The 18,628-nt window shown below is 68.0% G+C and carries 17 protein-coding genes; 11 read left to right on the plus strand and 6 right to left on the minus strand.

Annotation, left to right across the window (positions count from 1 at the left end):
* Positions 1–36: 36 nt before the first annotated feature.
* The 4 genes from mnmE to AC3DET_RS17135 all read left to right on the plus strand — a co-directional run bounded on the left by mnmE (position 37) and on the right by AC3DET_RS17135 (position 3,349).
* Positions 37–1,377 carry a tRNA uridine-5-carboxymethylaminomethyl(34) synthesis GTPase MnmE gene (gene mnmE / locus AC3DET_RS17120; protein ID WP_488392397.1) on the plus strand — a complete coding sequence of 447 codons (1,341 nt, stop codon included), beginning with the start codon at positions 37–39 and terminating at the stop codon, positions 1,375–1,377.
* A gap of 238 nt (positions 1,378–1,615) precedes the next feature.
* Complete coding sequence (locus tag AC3DET_RS17125) at positions 1,616–2,602, plus strand: energy transducer TonB (RefSeq protein ID WP_488392398.1); 987 nt, start codon at positions 1,616–1,618, stop codon at positions 2,600–2,602.
* A gap of 201 nt (positions 2,603–2,803) precedes the next feature.
* Entirely contained in the window at positions 2,804–3,151 is a 348-nt protein-coding gene (locus AC3DET_RS17130; RefSeq protein WP_488392399.1) for an outer membrane beta-barrel protein, read from the plus strand.
* A gap of 63 nt (positions 3,152–3,214) precedes the next feature.
* Positions 3,215–3,349: a hypothetical protein gene (locus tag AC3DET_RS17135; RefSeq protein WP_488392400.1), complete on the plus strand. Its 135-nt coding sequence runs from the start codon at positions 3,215–3,217 to the stop codon at positions 3,347–3,349.
* 75 nt (positions 3,350–3,424) lie between these two features.
* Here the strand turns inward: AC3DET_RS17135 and AC3DET_RS17140 are convergent, their stop codons facing one another.
* The 4 genes from AC3DET_RS17140 to AC3DET_RS17155 all read right to left on the minus strand — a co-directional run bounded on the left by AC3DET_RS17140 (position 3,425) and on the right by AC3DET_RS17155 (position 7,777).
* A complete protein-coding gene (locus tag AC3DET_RS17140) occupies positions 3,425–4,615 on the minus strand; it encodes an ABC transporter permease (protein WP_488392505.1) in 1,191 nt (396 codons plus the stop codon).
* A 2-nt stretch (positions 4,616–4,617) separates the two neighbouring features.
* Positions 4,618–5,364, minus strand: a complete 747-nt coding sequence (locus AC3DET_RS17145) for an ABC transporter ATP-binding protein (protein ID WP_192203068.1) — start codon at positions 5,362–5,364, stop codon at positions 4,618–4,620.
* A 43-nt stretch (positions 5,365–5,407) separates the two neighbouring features.
* Positions 5,408–6,916, minus strand: a complete 1,509-nt coding sequence (locus tag AC3DET_RS17150) for an alpha/beta fold hydrolase (protein WP_488392401.1) — start codon at positions 6,914–6,916, stop codon at positions 5,408–5,410.
* Positions 6,917–7,024: 108 nt separating this feature from the next.
* A complete protein-coding gene (locus tag AC3DET_RS17155; protein ID WP_337732825.1) occupies positions 7,025–7,777 on the minus strand; it encodes a ferredoxin--NADP reductase in 753 nt (250 codons plus the stop codon).
* A gap of 99 nt (positions 7,778–7,876) precedes the next feature.
* Between AC3DET_RS17155 and AC3DET_RS17160 the strand changes: the two genes are divergently transcribed.
* The 4 genes from AC3DET_RS17160 to AC3DET_RS17175 all read left to right on the plus strand — a co-directional run bounded on the left by AC3DET_RS17160 (position 7,877) and on the right by AC3DET_RS17175 (position 11,167).
* On the plus strand, positions 7,877–8,848 hold the full coding sequence (locus AC3DET_RS17160) for an ABC transporter ATP-binding protein (protein ID WP_337732824.1): 972 nt from the start codon (positions 7,877–7,879) through the stop codon (positions 8,846–8,848).
* The gene (locus AC3DET_RS17165; protein WP_488392402.1) at positions 8,845–9,654 is read left to right on the plus strand and encodes an ABC transporter permease; all 810 of its coding nucleotides are present in this window, start codon (positions 8,845–8,847) and stop codon (positions 9,652–9,654) included. The genes AC3DET_RS17160 and AC3DET_RS17165 overlap by 4 nt, the downstream gene beginning before the upstream one ends.
* Positions 9,654–10,583 (plus strand): 2-dehydropantoate 2-reductase, encoded by a 930-nt coding sequence (panE, locus tag AC3DET_RS17170; RefSeq protein WP_488392403.1) that lies wholly within the window; start codon positions 9,654–9,656, stop codon positions 10,581–10,583. Before AC3DET_RS17165 ends, panE begins: the two co-directional genes overlap by 1 nt.
* Before the next feature lie 68 nt (positions 10,584–10,651).
* Positions 10,652–11,167, plus strand: coding sequence for a hypothetical protein (locus AC3DET_RS17175; protein WP_192203059.1), 516 nt, complete (start codon positions 10,652–10,654; stop codon positions 11,165–11,167).
* A 4-nt stretch (positions 11,168–11,171) separates the two neighbouring features.
* On the opposite strand, the gene AC3DET_RS17180 is transcribed toward AC3DET_RS17175, so the two are convergent.
* A complete protein-coding gene (locus AC3DET_RS17180; RefSeq protein ID WP_488392404.1) occupies positions 11,172–13,139 on the minus strand; it encodes a winged helix-turn-helix domain-containing tetratricopeptide repeat protein in 1,968 nt (655 codons plus the stop codon).
* 182 nt (positions 13,140–13,321) lie between these two features.
* Here AC3DET_RS17180 and AC3DET_RS17185 point away from each other — a divergent pair, with 182 nt between their 5' ends.
* Both AC3DET_RS17185 and AC3DET_RS17190 read left to right on the plus strand, forming a co-directional pair.
* Positions 13,322–13,648 carry a hypothetical protein gene (locus AC3DET_RS17185; RefSeq protein WP_337732820.1) on the plus strand — a complete coding sequence of 109 codons (327 nt, stop codon included), beginning with the start codon at positions 13,322–13,324 and terminating at the stop codon, positions 13,646–13,648.
* A gap of 98 nt (positions 13,649–13,746) precedes the next feature.
* The gene (locus AC3DET_RS17190; protein WP_488392405.1) at positions 13,747–15,000 is read left to right on the plus strand and encodes a vanadium-dependent haloperoxidase; all 1,254 of its coding nucleotides are present in this window, start codon (positions 13,747–13,749) and stop codon (positions 14,998–15,000) included.
* A 28-nt stretch (positions 15,001–15,028) separates the two neighbouring features.
* On the opposite strand, the gene AC3DET_RS17195 is transcribed toward AC3DET_RS17190, so the two are convergent.
* Positions 15,029–15,838 (minus strand): TatD family hydrolase, encoded by an 810-nt coding sequence (locus tag AC3DET_RS17195; RefSeq protein ID WP_192203055.1) that lies wholly within the window; start codon positions 15,836–15,838, stop codon positions 15,029–15,031.
* 206 nt (positions 15,839–16,044) lie between these two features.
* Here AC3DET_RS17195 and hrpB point away from each other — a divergent pair, with 206 nt between their 5' ends.
* Positions 16,045–18,531, plus strand: coding sequence for an ATP-dependent helicase HrpB (gene hrpB / locus AC3DET_RS17200; protein WP_488392406.1), 2,487 nt, complete (start codon positions 16,045–16,047; stop codon positions 18,529–18,531).
* Positions 18,532–18,628 lie beyond the last annotated feature (97 nt).

The raw sequence follows: 18,628 nt of genomic DNA on the forward strand, positions 1-18,628 counted from the left end.
CCGCTACGCTGAAAGCCCACCTGCCGACATTTGCACATGAACAATGCACAGGACACCATCGTCGCCATTGCCAGCGCGCCGGGCGCGGGCGGTGTCGGCATCGTGCGTTTGTCTGGGCCTGTCGCGCAGGCCATCGCGAAGAATATCTGCGCGTGTACGCTGACTCCGCGACATGCACACTACGTGCGTTTCCTCGATGAAGAACGCCGCGTCATCGACGACGGCATCGCGCTTTCGTTTCCTGCTCCCGCCAGTTTCACCGGGGAGGACGTGGTCGAACTGCAGGCGCACGGCAGTCCCGTCGTGCTGCAGCAACTGGTGGCGCGCGCATGCGCACTGGGCGCGCGCATGGCACGGCCGGGCGAGTTCTCCGAACGCGCGTTCCTCAACCACAAACTCGATCTCGCCCAGGCCGAAGCCATCGCCGACCTGATTGCCGCCGCGGATACCCGCGCGGCGCGCGCGGCCCGGCGCTCGCTCGACGGCGTGTTCTCCACGCGCGTCGACGGCATCGGTCAGTCGCTGCTGGCCTTGCGCGTGCATGTGGAAGCCGCGATCGACTTCGCCGACGAATCGATCGACACGCTCGGAGGCGAGCAAGTGCGCGCACGTCTGGCGGATACCCGCGATTCGCTTGCCGGTCTGATCGCCGATGCGGAGCGCGGGCGCAAGCTGCGCGACGGCATGCACGCCGTCATCGTCGGTCCGCCGAATGCCGGCAAGAGCTCGCTGCTCAATGCACTGGCGGGCAGCGAGCGGGCCATCGTCACCGACGTGGCGGGCACCACGCGCGATACCTTGCGCGAAACCATCCGGCTGGATGGCCTGGAACTGCATCTGGTGGATACCGCAGGCCTCCGGGATGGCGGCGACGCGATCGAACGCGAGGGCATGCGGCGCGCGCGCGCGGAGCTCACGCGCGCCGATGTCGCGCTGGCGGTGGTCGATGCGCGCGATCCCGACGCCGGCCGCGCTGCGATCGCCGACAGCATCGCCGGTGTGCCCACGGTGCTCTGGATCCACAACAAGGCCGACCTGCTGGTCGAGGTGCCCGCGGATGACGACGCCAGCGTGCATGTCTCCGCCGCGACGGGCGCCGGCCTGGCGCATCTTCACGAGCGCCTGCGCGCGCTGGCCGGAGAGCCGGCTGCCGCGGGAGGCGAAGGCGAGTTCTCGGCGCGTGCCCGTCATGTGGAAGCACTGCATCGCGCCTCCCTCCATGCGGCGTCCGCAGCGGAGCAACTGCGGTACGAACACCTGGAACTGGCGGCCGAGGAACTGCGGCTCGCCCATGACGCGCTGGGCGAAATCACCGGCCGCCTCAGCGCGGACGACATGCTGGGCCACATCTTCTCCACGTTCTGCATCGGCAAGTGACGCGCCTCCGTCCAGGTCTGGCCAAAACTGTGACGTACGTCAAGTGTCGATGATGATGAGGCGACGTACCCTGACCACCGGGTAGGGGTACCCGGAAGGCATCGCGCCGTTTCCCGCCTGACCAAGTGTCGGCGTGCGGCGACGGGCCCACGTTGACAACCAACGTCCGATCCCGCGTCCTATGCGGGTCGGGGCTGTGTCGCCATCATTAGAAACGCACTTGGGGGAGTAGAAACTGATGTCCTTGATCAAAACGACCGGGCGCCTGCGTTACATCGCGCCGTTGCTGCTGATCGTCGCGGTGGCGGCGTGCTCGAAGAAGGAAGAACCCGCCGCACCCGCCGCCGGTGCGGCTGCCACGCCCGCCGCACCGCCGCCGCCGGCTGTGTCCGCCGAGGTCCAGGCCATGGACGCCGATGCCCTGCGTGACGCCGCCACCAAGGCGCTGCGCGAGAACCGGATCTACGCGCCGGGTGGCGACAATGCGATGGAGTACTACCTCGCCCTGCGCGACAAACTGCCGAACGATCCCGGTGTCAGCAGCGCGCTGACCGACCTGATGCCGTACACGCTGATCGCCGCCGAGCAGAGCATCGCGCGCGAAGAGTTCACGGAGGCCCAGCGCCTGTCCGCCATCATCGAAAAGGCCGACCCCAAGGCGCCGGCGCTGCCGCGCCTGCAGCAGAGCATCGCCGCCGCGCAACAGGCGGTGGCCGAGCGCGCGGTCACCGACGACGCCAAGACCAAGGCTGACGATGAGGCGCGCCAGAAGGAACAGCAGCGCCTGGCCCAGCAGGCCGAACAACAACGCGCCAGCGAGGCCGCGGCGGCACAGCAACTGGCCCAGCAGCAGGAAGCGGCCCGCGCCGAGGCCGCTCGCCAGGAAGCCGAACGCCAGGCAGCCGCCCAGCGTGAAGCCGCGGAACGCCAGGCAGCCGCGACCCGTGCCGCCGTTCCCGCCGCTGCGCCGGCACAATCGCTGCGTGCAGTCAGCACGCCGGCACCGCGCTATCCGCCTGAAGCCCTGCGCTCGGGCACCAGCGGTGAAGTGCTGGTGGAAATCACCGTGGGCACCGACGGATCGGTGACCAACGCACGCGTGGTGCGTGCCACCCCGGCACGCGTCTTCGACCGCGAAGCGCTCAACGCAGTGCGACGCTGGCGCTTCGAACCGCTGGATGCGCCGGTCACCACGCGCCGCACGATTGGTTTCAGCCCCGGCTGATCCACGCTTCGGCGAGAAGAGAGAAGAGCCGGCCATGCGCCGGCTCTTTTTTTGTGAGACGAATAGCGATGCGAAGCAGGCCGCGTGCGCGACGCAGCGATTGAATGTGATGTGATCGCATGCAGTAGACAATCGTCTTCCCGGTGCTTGATGTGCGCCGCCCGCATGGCGGGCAACACATCACACTCAAGGAAGGATTCCATGAAGCAGGTTCTTTTTCCCTGCGCACTGTTCCTCGCAACCCTGTCCGCGCCGACCATGGCCACCGAAGCCGGCCAGTGGTACGGCCGCTTCGAGATCGGCCACAGCGACCTCAAGCTGAGCGCCGATGGCCTCAGTGCCGACGACACCGATACGGCCTATGGCGTGCGCGCGGGCCACTACTTCCACCCCAGCTTCGCCGTGGAAGGTTTCTATTCCATCCTGGGCGATCGCTCGCTGGAAGGCGTGTCGTTCGACATGGATGCAGTGGGCATGGGCGTGGTGGGCAAGAAGAACTTCGGTGCCGACGACACCGGCTTCTTCATCGCCGGACGTGCGGGTGCATAGGGCGTCAATACCAAGCTCAGCGTGGATGGCCTTCGCCTGCGCGAACGGTCGACCTAACCCTACGTGGGCATTGGCGTGGGCTACGACTTCGATCACCACAACGGTCTCAGCCTGAACTACGACAACAACAAGGCCGACCTGTTCAATGCCGATGTGAAGACACAGACGCTGACGCTGGGTCACGAATACCGCTTCTGAAGCAGCCCGAAGCGCGCATGGAAAACGGCCACCCGAAGGTGGCCGTTCTCTTTCGAAGGATCGAGACGGCAGGCACTATCCGGCGACGGCGAGCTTCTCCTGGTGGTACCTGCGCACGGCGGCGAACCACAGCAGTGCGGCCACGCCGAACGCCGCAGCGATGTAGATGGCCCACGTCTGCGGACCGATGTACTCGTTGCGGATGACCTTCAGCAGCAACTGGTTCTGTGCCAGGAACGGCACGGCGAACTGCCACGGCTGGCTCTTCAGCGGGTTCGCCATCAGCGCGAACGTCGGGATCATCGGCAGCAGCATCAGCCAGGTCATGTGGCTCTGTGCCTCCTTCATGCTCTTGGCCGATGCCGCGAGGTAGGTGAGCAGCGAAGTGCCGATGAACAGCATCGGCAGCAGGATCAGCAGCATCTTGCCCATCGACAGGAACGACACATTCAACTGGCGGCCCAGCGTGCCGGCGAACTGCGCGCTGAACTTGAACGCCAGCAACGTCAGCAGCAGGGTGGTCAGGCCGATCACGCACGCCGCCGCGATCTTGCCGCTCACCACCGCACTGCGCGGTGCCGGCGTGGCCAACAACGGCTCCAGCGACTGCCGCTCGCGCTCGCCGGCTGTTGCGTCGAGGATCAGGTAGGCGCCACCGATGAAGGACGTCAGGATCAGCAGGTAGGGCAAGAGCACCGACAGCAGCATGCCCTGCTTGGCCTCGGGCGTGGCCAGGTCCTGCATGCCGACGTTCACCGGCCGCGCGACGGACGCATCGACACCACGTGCCAGCAGACGCAGTGCGCCGACCTGCTGGCTGTAGGCCGAGAGCGCGGCATTGACGCGCTGGGTGGGAATGTCCGCGTCACGACGCGTGCTGTCGCGGATGATCTCCACCAGCGCGGGACGACCGTTGCGCCAGTCCTCCGCATAGCCGGGGCTGATGCGCAACGCGACATCGATCTCCTGCGTGCGGATCGCGGCATCGAGGTTGGCCGGCGCCTTCGCCGCCGTGATGCCGTTGGTGGCAAGGAACTTCACCAGGTTCGGTGCATGTTCGGCGCCCACCATCGGAATCTCCAGCGTCTTGTCGACCTGGGTGCGGATGCGGTTTTCGGTCAGGTAACCCATGCCCAGCATCAGTGCCGGATAGAGCAGCGGCCCCAGGAACAGTGCCAGCGCCAGCGTGCGGCGGTCACGGGAAAGGTCGCGCAATTCCTTGCGCATCACGGTGAACACCGTAGACAAAAGACGGGTACGGAACATGTTCATGCCAGCAGGCCCTCTTCCGAACCGATCACTTTGACGAACGCATCCTCCAGGTTGTCCTCGCCTGCCTGTGCACGCAGCTCGTCGGCGGTGCCGGCGGCGACCACGGTGCCCTTGGCGATGATGACGATGCGGTCACACAGCGCCGCGACCTCCTGCATGATGTGGCTGGAGAAGATCACGCAACGGCCCTCTTCGCGCAGTTGGCGCAGGAAGCCCCGCATCGCGCGCGTGGTCATCACGTCCAGGCCATTGGTGGGCTCGTCGAGGATGACGTTGCGCGGATCGTGCACGAGTGCGCGTGCGATGGCGGTCTTCGTCCGCTGGCCCTGGCTGAAGCCTTCGGTCTGGCGGTCGAGGATGTCGCCCATGTCCAGCGCGTCGGACAGTGCCTTCGTGCGCTCGGCGATCTGCTTCGACGACAGCCCGTGCAGTTCGCCGAAATAGGCGATGTTCTCGCGCGCGGTCAGGCGCTTGTACACGCCGCGCGCATCCGGCAGAACGCCGAGCGCGCGCCGCACCGCGACAGGATCGCGCGCGGTGTCGATGCCGTCCACGGTGACCTGCCCGCGATCAGGCGTCATCAATGTGTAGAGCATGCGCATGGTGGTGGTCTTGCCGGCGCCGTTGGGGCCGAGCAGGCCGGTGATCTGGCCGTCGTGGGCGGTGAAGCTGACGCCGTCCACGGCGGTGACCGTGCCGGTCTTGGTCTTGAAGGACTTGTGCAGGTCGTTGGCGATGATCATTCGGTCATGTCCATTGAAGAAGGGCGGGCGCGCAGGGCGCGGCTCACGGCTCCCAGCCGTTGAAGCTGGTGAAAGGCGGTACGTAGTCGAGGCTGTCGAGGCACTTCGCGTCCAGGTCCTTGGCGCTCGCGGTCTCCAGGAAGCGGCCGAGGAGCTTGGGCATGCAGCCGACGGCGAACGTGCCGTGGCCCTGACCCTTCAATACCAGGTGGCGTCCATTCGACAGCGTGCGCAGCACCTGGTCGCCGTAGCGCGGCGGCGTGACCGGATCCAGCTCGCCGGAGGTCAGCAGTGTCGGGATGTCGGACGTCCACGCGGTGTGGAAGTCGGCCGGCCGCTTGCCCGTTGGCCACGCACCGCACTGCGTCTTCAGGGTGTCGCCGAGCAGGCTGCCAAGCACCGTGTCGGCGTCGCCGGGGTCGGCCTTCAGCAGGTCGGCGTCCTCGGCGCAGATCACCGACAGCTGCATGCCGTGCATGAACTGGTCGCCGACCTGCGTTTCCAGCAGCTTGGACAGCGACATCAACGAGCCGTACCGGCCCTGTTGTGCTTCGTTCAACACCAGTGGCAGCAGTGCGGTGCCCTGCGGGAAGTAGGAGTACATGCGCGTGATGCCGGCGACGGTGCCTGCAGTGACTTCGCCAGTGACCAGTTCGCCGGTCGAGGGGTCGCGATACTCGGTGCTCACCGGCGCGGCCGCCAGCCGCGTCATCAGCGTGCGCAGCTGTCCGCGCAGGTCATCGCCGAAACGGTCCCTGCAGGTCTGCGTGGCCTGGCAGCGCTGGAACTGCAGCGCCAGCGCCGCGTCCAGGTTGCGCGCGTGCTCGCTGCCCAGTACCAGCTCGTTCGGCACCACACCGTCGATCACCACGCTGCGCGTGCTGTCCGGATGGCGCATGGCGTACTGCTGCGCCACGCGTGTGCCATAGGAGCCGCCGACCAGGTTGATCTTCGTCGCGCCCAGCGCCTTGCGCACGCTGTCCAGGTCGCGCACGGCATCGGTGGTGGTGTAGAAGCGCGGGTCGGCCTGCAGCGACGCGGCGCAGTCGCGTGCGAACGCGACCGCGGCGGTCTCGCTGAGGTCCTCCGCATCGCTGTAGGCATTGCGGCCCTTGTCGTCCTTGCACGACAGCGGGTTCGACTTGCCGGTGCCGCGCTGGTCGACCAGCACGATATGGCGCGACTTGCGTACCTCGCGGAAGGCGGCGTCGATGGCGGGCCAGACCTGCACTGCGGCCTGTCCGGGGCCACCGGCGAGGAAGAACACCGGATCGTCGGTGGCCGCCCCCTCATTGGTCGCCGGCAGCCATGCGATGTTGAGTGCCACTTTGCGGCCCGTGGGCTTGGCCGGGTCTTCGGCCACGTTGAAGGTCGCGCACTGCGCCTCCACCGTGGTGGTCAGGTAGGGCGCCGTCAGCGTGCACGGCTTGAAGGCGATATCGCCGTAGTGGCGCACGGCTTGCTGGTCGGGGCTGGTAGCGGTGCCCTGGCAGCCTGCCAGCAGCAGGACGCCCAGGGCCGGCGCGAGGGATCTACGAAGAGTGGAGTCCATGCATCTGTTCCGTTGTAGGCGGGTTCCAGCATGCCATGACGGTGCAGCGCGGCGGATGTGACCGGGCAAGTGCGGGCGCGATAGCGGAAGGTCGCTGCCCGGCAGGGACTACTTGCTGCTGACGTACTTCTCGCGGCGTATCTGGGGAATCGGCAGGCCGCAGCCTTTCAGCGCCTCGAAGCAGGCGTCCACCATGTCCGGGTTGCCGCACAGGTAGGCGATGTCGCGCGCCGGATCCGGTGCGAACTCCGCCAGGTGCTGCTGCACATAACCCTGGCGCACGTCAGGGTGCGGATGGGACGGCAGTTCACGCGAGAGGCAGGGCACGAAGCGGAAGCCGGGATGCGCATCGGCGAACGCACGGAACTCGTCGCCGTACAGCAGTTCGGTGGGCGTGCGGGCGCCCTGCAGCAGCACGACCTCCACGCCGCGTTCGGCGATCAGTGCTTCCAGTTGCGGCAGCATGGAACGGTACGGCGTGACGCCGGTGCCAGTGGCAATCAGGAGATAGCGCGCGTTGCGGTCGCCGGGCATCAGGCAGAAACGGCCGAAAGGGCCGCTGGCCTCCACGTGGCCGCCTTCCGGCAGGCCTTCGAACAACGCGGTCGCCGCCCCGCCCGGCACGTAGCTGACCGCGATCTCGACCGCTTCGCCCGGACCCATCGCATGGTCGTGGATGGTGGCCAGCGAATAGCTGCGCTTGGTCGCCGTGCCGTCGGCATAGGCGAAGTGCACCTGGATGAACTGGCCGGGGATGAAGTCCAGCGGCTGCCCGTCATCGCGGACGAAGCTGTAATGCCCGACGCTGGGTGCCAGCATGCGGCGTCCGACGAGCTTCAACGGGAAATGCACGATCGCCAAGGCGGCTGGAACACTGTGTGGCCCGGGGCGGCCCCGGCGGGACGCCTATAATAAGCGCTCGCATCCCCCGGGCGCCTTCGCGGCGCCACAAGGTATCCCATGGCGTCCGCAACAACGGCTCCGGCGGCGGCTCCCGCGCTGGCCATCACCGACCTGCGCAAGGTCTACGACACCGGCGTACAGGCCCTCAAGGGCGTGTCGCTGCAGGTCGAGCCCGGCGACTTCTTCGCGCTGCTCGGCCCCAACGGTGCAGGCAAGTCCACCCTCATCGGCATCGTCAGTTCGCTGGTCAACAAGAGCAGCGGGCAGGTCGACGTGTTCGGCGTGGACCTGGACCGTGACCGCGACGGCGCGATGCGCCTGCTGGGCCTGGTGCCGCAGGAGATCAACTTCAACATGTTCGAGAAGCCGCTCGACATCTGCGTGAACTACGCGGGCTTCTACGGCATCCCGCGCGCCGAAGCGCTGGTGCGGGCCGAAGAGGAACTCAAGCGCGCCCAGCTGTGGGAAAAGGCCCACGTCATGAGCCGCACCCTGTCGGGCGGCATGAAGCGCCGGCTGATGATCGCCCGCGCCATGATGACGCGCCCCCGCCTGCTGATCCTGGACGAACCGACCGCCGGCGTCGACATCGAGATCCGCCGCGGCATGTGGAAGACGCTGAAGGACATCAACGAGGCAGGCACCACGATCATCCTGACCACGCATTACCTGGAAGAGGCCGAGAGCCTCTGCCGCAACCTGGCCATCATCGACCGTGGCGTCATCGTCGAACAGGGGCCGATGCGCGCATTGCTGGCCAAGCTGGACGTGGAGGGCTTCCTGTTCGACATCGACGGCGAGCTGCCGGCGCAGCTGCCGGTGATCGAAGGCACCACGCTGTCCGCCACCGACAGCCACACCCTGGACCTGGACATGCCGCGTGCGATGGACCTCAACCGCGTCTTCACCGCCCTGGGCGACGCCGGCATCCGCGTGCGCTCCATGCGCACCAAGAGCAACCGGCTGGAGGAGCTGTTCGTGCGCCTGACCGGCGACGAAGCCGCCGCCAAGCGGGAGCAGGCCGCATGAGCGCCGTCGATCCGCAAGAGACGGCCATGACGACGCCGCTGCAGAAGAACTTCGTCGCGCTGGGCACCATCGTGCGCCGCGAAGTCAACCGCATCCTGCGCATCTGGGGCCAGACCCTGGTGCCGCCGGCCATCACGATGACGCTGTACTTCCTGATCTTCGGCGGCCTGATCGGCTCGAAGATCGGCGACATGGGCGGCTACACCTACATGGAGTTCATCGTGCCGGGCCTGGTGATGATGAGCATCATCCAGAACAGCTACGGCAACATCAGCTCTAGCTTCTTCGGCGCCAAGTTCGGCCGCCACGTGGAAGAACTGCTGGTCAGCCCGATGCCGAACTGGGTGATCCTGCTCGGCTACGTGGCCGGCGCGGTGCTGCGCGGCCTGATGGTGGGCGCCATCGTGCTGGTCATCGCGATGTTCTTCACCAAGGTCCGGGTGCCGCACCCGCTGGTGACCATCACCACCGTGCTGCTGGGCGCGACGATCTTTTCGCTGGCCGGCTTCGTCAATGCGGCGTATGCGAAGAAGTTCGATGACATCGCCATCGTGCCGACCTTCATCCTCACCCCGCTCACCTACCTGGGTGGCGTGTTCTATTCGGTGACCCTGCTGCCGCCGTGGGCCGAGGCGCTCACGCATGCCAATCCGATCTTCTACATGGTCAACGCCTTCCGCTACGGCCTGCTGGGCACCAGCGACGTGCCGCTGTGGGTGGCGTATGCGCTGATGATCGGGTTCGTCGTCGCGCTGGCATCGCTGGGCCTGTGGCTGCTGAAGAAGGGCGTGGGGCTGCGCAGCTGATGCGCGTGCTCGTGCTCGGCGCCGGCGGTACAGGCGGTTACTTCGGTGGTCGGCTGGCACAGGCGGGCGTCGATGTCGGTTTCCTCGTCCGTCCCGCGCGCGCGGTCCTGTTGCGGGATCGCGGCCTGCGCATCCGCAGCCCGCTGGGCGATGCCGATCTGCCCGTGCAGGTGCTGACGGCGGACGAACTGCCCCATGCCACACCGTTCGACCTGGTGCTGCTGAGCTGCAAGGCCTACGACCTGGACAGCGCAATGGACGCCATTGTGCCGGCGGTCGAGGCAGGTGCCCGCGTGCTGCCGCTGCTCAACGGCCTGCGCCATTACGAAGCCCTGGATGCACGCTTCGGTTTCCCGAACGTCCTCGGCGGCCTCTGCTTCATCAGCGCCACGCTGGGTGGCGAAGGCGAGATCCTGCATCTCGGCAAGCCGGCATCGATGACGTTCGGCGAACGCGAAGGCCAGTCGCCCGATGCGCGCCTGCAGGCGCTGGCCGCCGCCTGCGCGCAGGCCAGCATCGACCATCAGCACACGCCGGACATCGCACAGGCGCAATGGGTGAAGTACAGCTTCCTTGCCGCGCTCGCGGCGGGAACCTGCCTGATGCGTGCGCCGATCGGCACGATCGTGGCGGGCGAGGGCGGCAAGGAGTTCATGGCCGCCCTGCATGCCGAATGCGTCGCGGTCGCAGCCGCCAGCGCCCATCCGATCCCCGAGCCGGCGTATGCCGGCGCGCGCGACACGTTGACGATGCCGGGCTCACCGATGAAGGCGTCGATGCTGCGCGACCTGGAGGCGGGCCAGCGTGTCGAAGCCGCCCACATCGTCGGCGACATGGTCCATCGCGCGGCTGCGCACGGCATCGCCACGCCCCACCTGCAGGCCGCCTGGGCGCACCTGCAGGCCTACGAGGCACAGCGGGCGGCCTGAGCCGCAGGCTTCACGCCGCGCTGACGGCGCCTGCCTCCATCCTGCGCCACCTTCCCGGTGGCGCCACCATGAAGCACCTGCAGAAACTCTTCCTTGCCGGCCACCTGGCCATCATCGCCCTGTTCTTCTTCGCCGCCGCCGCGCTGGTCGTGCTGGCGGCCAGCGAGCTGTGGCATGGCGTGGTCATGGCGGGCGGAGACGCCGGCCTGCGCGACCGCTTCGACCGCATCCTGGAGAGCATCGGCATGCTGACCATCGGGCTGGTCGCGCTGGAACTGGCGCAGACGGTGTTCGAGGAAGAGGTGCAGCGTGACGTCAAGGTCAGCGGACCCACGCGCGTGCGCCGTTACCTGTCGCGCTTCCTCGTGGTCATCGTCATCGCGCTGTCGATCGAAACACTGGTGGCCACGTTCGAGCTGATGCACGAGGACGCGCGCCAGCTTCCGTACGTCATCGCGATAGGCGGCTCGGCGGCGTTGCTGCTGGTGGCGTGGGGCGTGTTCGTCCGCCTCAACCGCAGCGCCGAGGAACTGGAACCCGAGGCCATGGAGCAGGCCAAGTCGGAAGACCGCAAGGTCGACTGACGCCTCATTCGCACACCGCGCCGTCGCCCTGCGCACGGCACTGTGCCGGGAATCCGTGCGCCCGCCAGTAGGCGAGGATGCCGTTGTCGCGCAGGAACCGCTGGAACGCGGGATCGCGCCGCAGGTAGGCCAGGTCCTTCGTCCACAGCAGCAGGTCCCAGGTGGAATAGCCCCGTTGGCGTACCTGGTTGAGGTCGTCGATCAGAGAAGCAGCGTTTGCGGGCGCGTCGGGTGCCAGTACGCGCGAGAAGTTGCCCATGCCGGTGGTTTTTTCGTACGCATCGAACGCGGCGATCGCGCGCGGCCATCGGGAAGGATCGATCAAGGCCTCCGACGTGGCGATGTATCCGGGCGCGAGTTGCTTCGCATACGCATCGGGGTGGTTTGGTCCGTCGATGTCCACCTTCGCGATCCGCAAAGCGCCTGCGTAGTCCTTGCGCCAGACGGCATTGAACCAGCGCGCATAGGCCGCGTAGGCGGGAAGGGGCTCCAGCAGGCGGTGCGCTTCGTCGTGCCGTCCCTGTGTATCCAGCACGCGTGCCAGCATGAAGCCGCCGTTGCGGCCCAGGGGATCGCGCGCCTGCAGGTCGCGCGCCCCGGCTTCCGCGCGATCGAGGTACCCTAACCTGGCCAGCGAGAGCGTCATGCCGTAGGCCATCTCCGCGTTGCTGGGGTTCACCCGCAATGCCCGCTTCTGGAGGGACAGGCAGCGTTCCCAGTCGTCGGCGATGCAGGCATTGGCGGCGAGTACGAAGTACGGCTCGGCGAGGGTCGCGTCCAGGCGTTGGGCCAGTGTCGCCTCGCGGATGGCTTCCTCGCGCAGGGTGGCGGCCAGCGTCGGTCGCCGTTGGGCACGAATCTCGAGTGCCAGGGCGAGCCCGGCATGGGCGCGGGCATCGTCCGGGCGCTCGCGAAGCAGCACGCGGAATTCCCGCTCCGCACGCTCGGTCGATGTCTCGGGCGGCAGGTCGCGCAGGCTGACCAGCGCGCGCGCCATGTGGTAGCGACGCAGGAATTCGGCATCGCCGCTGCGCGACGGCGGGGTGGTCAGCCCCAGGCGGAGGGCGAGCGAACCTGCAACCGTCTCGGCAATCTCGCGTTGCAGCAGCAGCACTTCCGAGGCGTCGCGATCGAAATCCTTCGTCCACAACGCGCCGCCGCCGCGCGCGTCGACCAGGCGCAACCGCACGCGCAGGGATTGGCCGGCCTGCTGCAGATTGCCTTCCAGTGCATGTGTGATGCCGAGTCGTTGCACCAGCGTCGCCGGGTCGGCCGAAGCGTCGGTGGCCAGTTGGGTGGAGTCGCGCGCGATCACGCGCAGCCCTTGCACTTGCGCCAGGCTGCAGATCAGTTCCTCACCCAGGCCGTCGGCGATGATCCGCACGCTGTCGCCTTCGCCGATCGGCTTCAACGGCATGACCACCAGCGTGGGTGGCGCGGCGGCAGCGGCTGCCTTCGGTGGAGCCGGGTCAAGGTGCACGGCGTTCGCCGTCGAGCGGGTAGACCACCACCAGGCCGCGCCGATCGCACCCGCCGCGACGAGAAGCGCGGCGTACCAGAACACGGCAGGCGCGGTGCGGCGGCGCGCATCCGCGTTCGCGTCCGCATGCACCTCGGCTGCGGCTCCGGCAGGCTCGGTTGTCGGTGGCCCGGCGATGACCGGCATGTCGAAGCGGTAGCCCACGCCATGCAGGGTGTGCAGCAGCCGGGGATGGTGGGCGTCTTCGCCCAGTGCGTGGCGCAGCAGGGTCACGATCCGGTTCAGCACGCCGGGGGTGACGTGCCGGTGGCCCCAGACAGCGTCGAGGATCTCATCGCGGGTGAAGACGCGACCGGGATCGCCGACCAGCAGCGCCAGCACGCCGAATGCCTTCGGCTCCAGCGGCTGCTCTTCGCCCGCACGCCACAGGCGTCGGCCGGCCAAGTCGATCGTGGTGTCGCCGAAGTGCAGTGCGTGGTCGGGCGAGGACATGGCGGAGCAGCATCCCCGGAGTCGGTCTTCCTTCAACGCAGCGCGCGTGGCCGGTCGGCCTAAGCATTCCCCAAGGTTTCGCGGGGTATCTCCGCGCCTGCCTCAGCGTTTCCTCAAGACCGGTGGTCCCGAGGGGCGGACGCTGGTGGCCGACGCCCGACTTCCGGGCCGAGGAGAACGCCATGAACCCGTACGCCCCCATCGTCGCGCTGGTCGTCCTGTCCGTCGCCACGCCGTCCATTGCCGGGCCTGCCGGCGCCGACGAGACAATCGCGCCGCGCATCGTGATCGACTGCGCCCGCCCGCGCCTGCCGCCGCAGCATGAGGTCGGGGCCCTGCTGGGCCAGCACAACGCCAGCCAGGTCTACGCCAGCCGCGCCGTGCTGATGGGCGAGGCACGCCGTGCCTGCCGCCGCCAGGGTGCGCGCCCGCAGCGCGTGGTCTTCGAACGTGCCCCGTCCCGCCCGTCGGAGACGCGCCGCATGGCCGACAATCGGCGCAGCGAATGATGCGCCGGCCTGCATGCCCGTGCCGGACAGGCATCCTCCGGCATGGACTGATTGCCGCCCTGCAGGGCGGCCCTCCACCAACACGAAGGAAGTCCATCATGAACCTGATCTCCACCGCGGCCCGCCGCTTCACCGTCCGTCGGCGCCGCTTCGTCCTGCTCATCGCGGCCCTCGCGCCCGGCCTGGCCCAGGCCGACGCCGTCATCGACTGGAACACCACCGCCTGGCAGACCGCGACGGCGGCAGGCGCGCCGCCGATCCAGACGCGCGTCAATGCGATCACCCACCTGGCGATCCATGACGCGCTGAACTCGATCGAGTTGCGTTATGAACCCTATGCGGGCGCACATCCCGCCGCGCGCGGAGCCTCGCCGGAGGCGGCGGTGGCCACCGCCGCCTACATGACGCTGTCGATCACGGTGCCTTCGCAGGCGACCGCACTGGAGACGACATACGACACCTATCTGGCCGGACTCACGTGCCCGTCCGCATTTCCCGATTGCGTGAGCGACGGCATCGCCGTCGGTTCGGCCGCCGCCGCCGCGATCCTCGCGCTACGCGCGAACGATGGCGCGGCAACGCCGCATGCGCCGTACTCGGCACCGCTGCTGCCAGGCATGTACCAGCCCACGGCGCCCAATTTCGCGCCGCCGCAGTTCGGCAACTGGGGCAAGGTGAAACCGTTCGCGCTGAACCACGTCACCCAGTTCCGCGCGGGCCCGTCACCCCTGCTGAACCTGCGCAGCGGCACCTACCGGCGCGAGTACCAGGAGGTGATGGCGGTCGGCAGTGCCGCGGTGCGCGGCGCGCCGCAGAACGTGGATTCATACGAAAGCCGCGCTGCGCGCTACTGGGCCGGTGGCGGCGCCAACGCCAATGCCATCGCCCAGCAGGTCGTCGCCGGCCGCGGCCTGGACCTGTGGCAGCACGCGCGCCTGTTCGCGTTGATGAACATGGCCCAGGCCGATGCATCCTTCGGTGTGTTCAACGGCAAGTACCACTACAACTTCTGGCGCCCGATCACCGCGATCCATGCGGCCGGCAACACGCAGTGGATGTCGTACCTCGCATCGCCGCCCTATCCGGACTATGCCAGCGGCCTGTCGGCGCTCACCGCGAGCGCGATGGAGGTGCTGCGACGCCTGCTGGGCACGGATGCCTTGCCGTACACATATACGGCCGCCGGCATCGAACGCCATTTCGACACGCTGTCGCAGGCCGAACACGAGGCGGCGATGTCGCGCGTGTATGCCGGCATCCACTTCCGCACGGCATGCATGGACGGCCTGAAGCAGGGCAACAAGATCGGCAACTACGTGACCCGCCACTACCTGCGGCCACGCCGGCGCTGACGCGGGGATACCCGTCCGGGGCGCCCCGTCAGGTGGCGTCCCGGCCCGCCGGGGGCAGCCGGAAGAACGCGCGCGCGGTCGCCGTCGTCGCCACAGCCGTGACCTCGATGTCCTCGCCGCGGTCGCGTGCCAGCTCGGCGACGATATGGGCCAGGTACATCGGCTCGTTGCGGCGGTGCGAGGGTTGCGGCTTTACCGTGCGCGGCAGCAGGTAGGGTGCGTCGGTCTCGATCATCAGCCGGTTCGCCGGGATGTTCTTCACCAGTTCGCGCAGGTGCAGGCCGCGGCGTTCGTCGCACAGCCAGCCGGTGATGCCGATATGCCAGTCCTGGTCCAGGCAGTCGAACAGTTCCTTCTTCGTGCCGGTGAAGCAGTGCACCACGGCCGGGCCGAGCCTGCCGTCGAAGTTCTTCATCATCGCCACGAAGTCGTCGTGCGCGTCGCGCTGGTGCAGGAACAGCGGCTTGCCGGTGTCCACGGCGATCTGCAACTGGCGCTCGAATGCCTTGCGCTGGGCCGGGCGCGGCGAGAAATCGCGGAAATAGTCCAGCCCGCATTCGCCCACGGCGACGACCTCGGCGTGCGCCAGCAGCGCGCGCATCTCGGCATCGCATTCGTCGGTGTACTCGGTGGCGTGGTGCGGATGCACGCCGGCGGTGGCGAACAGTTCCCCGGGATGCGCCTGTGCCAGCCGCAATGCCATCGGCGAATGCTCGCGGCTCGCGCCCGTGACGACCTGCTGGACCACCCCGGCTTCGCGCGCGCGCTGCAGCACCGCGTTGCGGTCGTGGTCGAAGCTGTCGTGGGTCAGGTTGGCGCCGATGTCGATGAGATCCATGACGGCCATTTTAGTCGTTGGATCAGGCTGTTGTAGAAGCGATGTGAGTCGCGACCGGAAGAAAAGAGGGTCCGGACGGCCGAGCTCACAAGAACAGGGTCGTTTGGTAGCGTCGTGGCTGACCCCGTTGTGAGTGTGTAGAACCGTGCGGTCGCGACTCACGTCGCTCCTACAGTGGGACCGCATGCGTTTATCCTTTGCGCCGCATGCCGTCGCCCACGCTCCCGATCACGCCGCTGCTGCCGGACATCGTCCGCAGCCTGTCCGACCACCCGCGCCTTGTGCTGGAGGCGCCACCCGGCGCCGGCAAGACCACGCAGGTGCCACTGGCGTTGCTGGACCAACCCTGGCTGCAAGGGAAGAAGATCCTGATGCTGGAGCCGCGCCGCGTGGCCGCGCGCGCGGCAGCCGGCTTCATGGCGAAGCAGCGGGGTGAGGCCGTCGGCGACACGGTCGGTTACCGCATCCGGTTCGAGAACAAGGTCGGACCGAAGACCCGCGTTGAAGTCGTCACCGAGGGCATCCTGACCCGGATGATCCAGGATGACCCGATGCTGGAGGAAGTCGGCGCGATCCTCTTCGACGAGTTCCACGAACGCCACCTCGCCGGCGACCTGGGCCTGGCGCTGGCACTGGACGTGCAGGCGCAGCTGCGCGAGGACCTGCGCATCGTGGTCATGTCCGCCACGCTCGATGGCGAGAAGCTCGCGCGGTTCCTCGACGCACCGCGTCTGAGCAGCGAGGGTCGCGGTCATCCCGTCCAGGTCGCCCACTTCGCTGCCCGCCGGGACGAGACGATCGAGGTACAGGCGCGCCGGGCGATTGAACAGGCCGTGCAGGCGCATCCCGGCGACGTGCTGGTATTCCTGCCGGGCCAGCGCGAGATCGCGCGCGTGGCGACGATGCTGGCGGGCGTCCTGCCGCAGGACGTCGTCGTCCTCGCCCTGCATGGCGAACTGCCGGTGGAGAAACAATCCGAAGCCCTGCAACCCGATCCGCAGGGCCGCCGTCGCGTGGTGCTGGCCACCAATGTGGCCGAATCATCGGTGACGCTGCCGGGCGTGCGCGTTGTGGTCGACAGCGGACTGGCGCGCGAGCCGTCCTATGATCCGAACAGCGGTTTCTCGCGCCTGGAAGTGACCAACATTTCGCAGGCGTCCGCGGATCAGCGTGCCGGTCGTGCCGGCCGCGTGGCCGAAGGCTGGGCCTACCGGCTGTGGCCGCCGTCGCAGCGGCTCGATCCGCAGCGCCGTCCGGAGATCGCGTTGGTCGAACTGGGCTCGTTGGCATTGGAACTGGCCGCCTGGGGCAGTGACGACCTGCGCTTCGTCGATGCACCGCCGCCGGGCGCGCTGAACGCCGCGCGGGATCTGTTGGCTCGTCTTGGCGCGCTGAGCGCGTCGCAGGCCATCACCCCGCTGGGCAAGCGCATGCTGGCACTGGGCACCCATCCGCGCTTGGCCGCGATGCTGCTGTCGGCGACGGGAGCCGAGGATCGCGCGCTGGCCGCCGATCTGGCCGCGCTCGTCGAGGCGCGCGATCCCTTGCGCATGGGGGGCGATGCCCTGGCCGCACGCTGGCGGGCGCTGGCGGCGTTCCGCATGGGGCGTGCACCGCACGAAGCGCATCGCACCGGACTGGCTGCCATCGATGCCGCCGCGAAGCAGTGGCGCCGCCGCATCCGCGAAGACGCACCGCCGCCCTCGTCCCTCGAAGCGCACCGTCTCGGCGATGTGCTCATGCATGCCTTTCCCGACCGCATCGGTACCCAGCATCCGCAGGATCCGCGTCGCTACCAACTGGCGAACGGGCGCACGGCGCGCCTGTTCGACGACAGCGCGCTGTTCGGCGAACCCTGGATCGTCGCCAGCGAACTGCGTTACGAAGCACGCGACGCCTTGATCCAGCGCGGCGCGCCCGTGGACGAGAAACGCCTGCGCACCGAGTTCGCCGACCGCTTCGTCACCGAGGACACCGTGCGCTGGGATGCGTCGCGTCGCGCGCTGGTGGCGCAACGCGAATCGCGCTTCGACCAGATCGTCTTTGATGCACGCCCGGCTGGACGCGTCGATCCCGCGCTCGCGGCGGCGGCATTGACGGACGCCGTGCGCGAACTGGGATTGGACGCGCTGCCCTGGCCCGAGTCGCTGCGGCAATGGCGCGAGCGTGTGCGCTGTCTGCGCGAGTGGATGCCGGAGCTGGGTCTTCCCGATGTCGGCGACGACGCGCTGATGGCCACGCTCGACGACTGGCTCAAGCCCGCATTCGCCGGCAAGACGCGGCTCGACGCGCTGGAAGAGGACGCGCTGGCAAATGCGCTGAAGTCAGGCATGGACTGGTCGCTGCGGCAGCGCATCGATCAACTGGCGCCCGTACGCATCATCGTGCCGTCGGGCATGGAGCGCCGTATCGAGTACGCGCACGGTCACCCGCCGGTACTGGCGGTGAAGCTGCAGGAACTGTTCGGCCTCGCCGACACCCCGCGCGTGGCGGATGGTCGCGTGCCGGTGCTGCTGCACCTGTTGTCGCCAGGCGGCAAACCGCTGCAGGTCACCTCGGACCTGCGCAACTTCTGGAACTCCACTTACGCCGAGGTGAAGAAGGAAATGAAAGGGCGGTATCCGAAACATCCATGGCCGGATGATCCGTGGAGTGCGCAGGCGACCCATCGCGCCAAGCCTCGCGGCACCTGATCCGTTCAGCCGGGGGCCAGCCCGGCGGCGTAGTGCTAACGCGCCTTGAACATCCCTCCATGGACACTGATCCCGTTACCCACCTTCAGGGAAGGCA

It is taken from the genome of Pseudoxanthomonas sp. 97-1-1 (assembly GCF_057773125.1).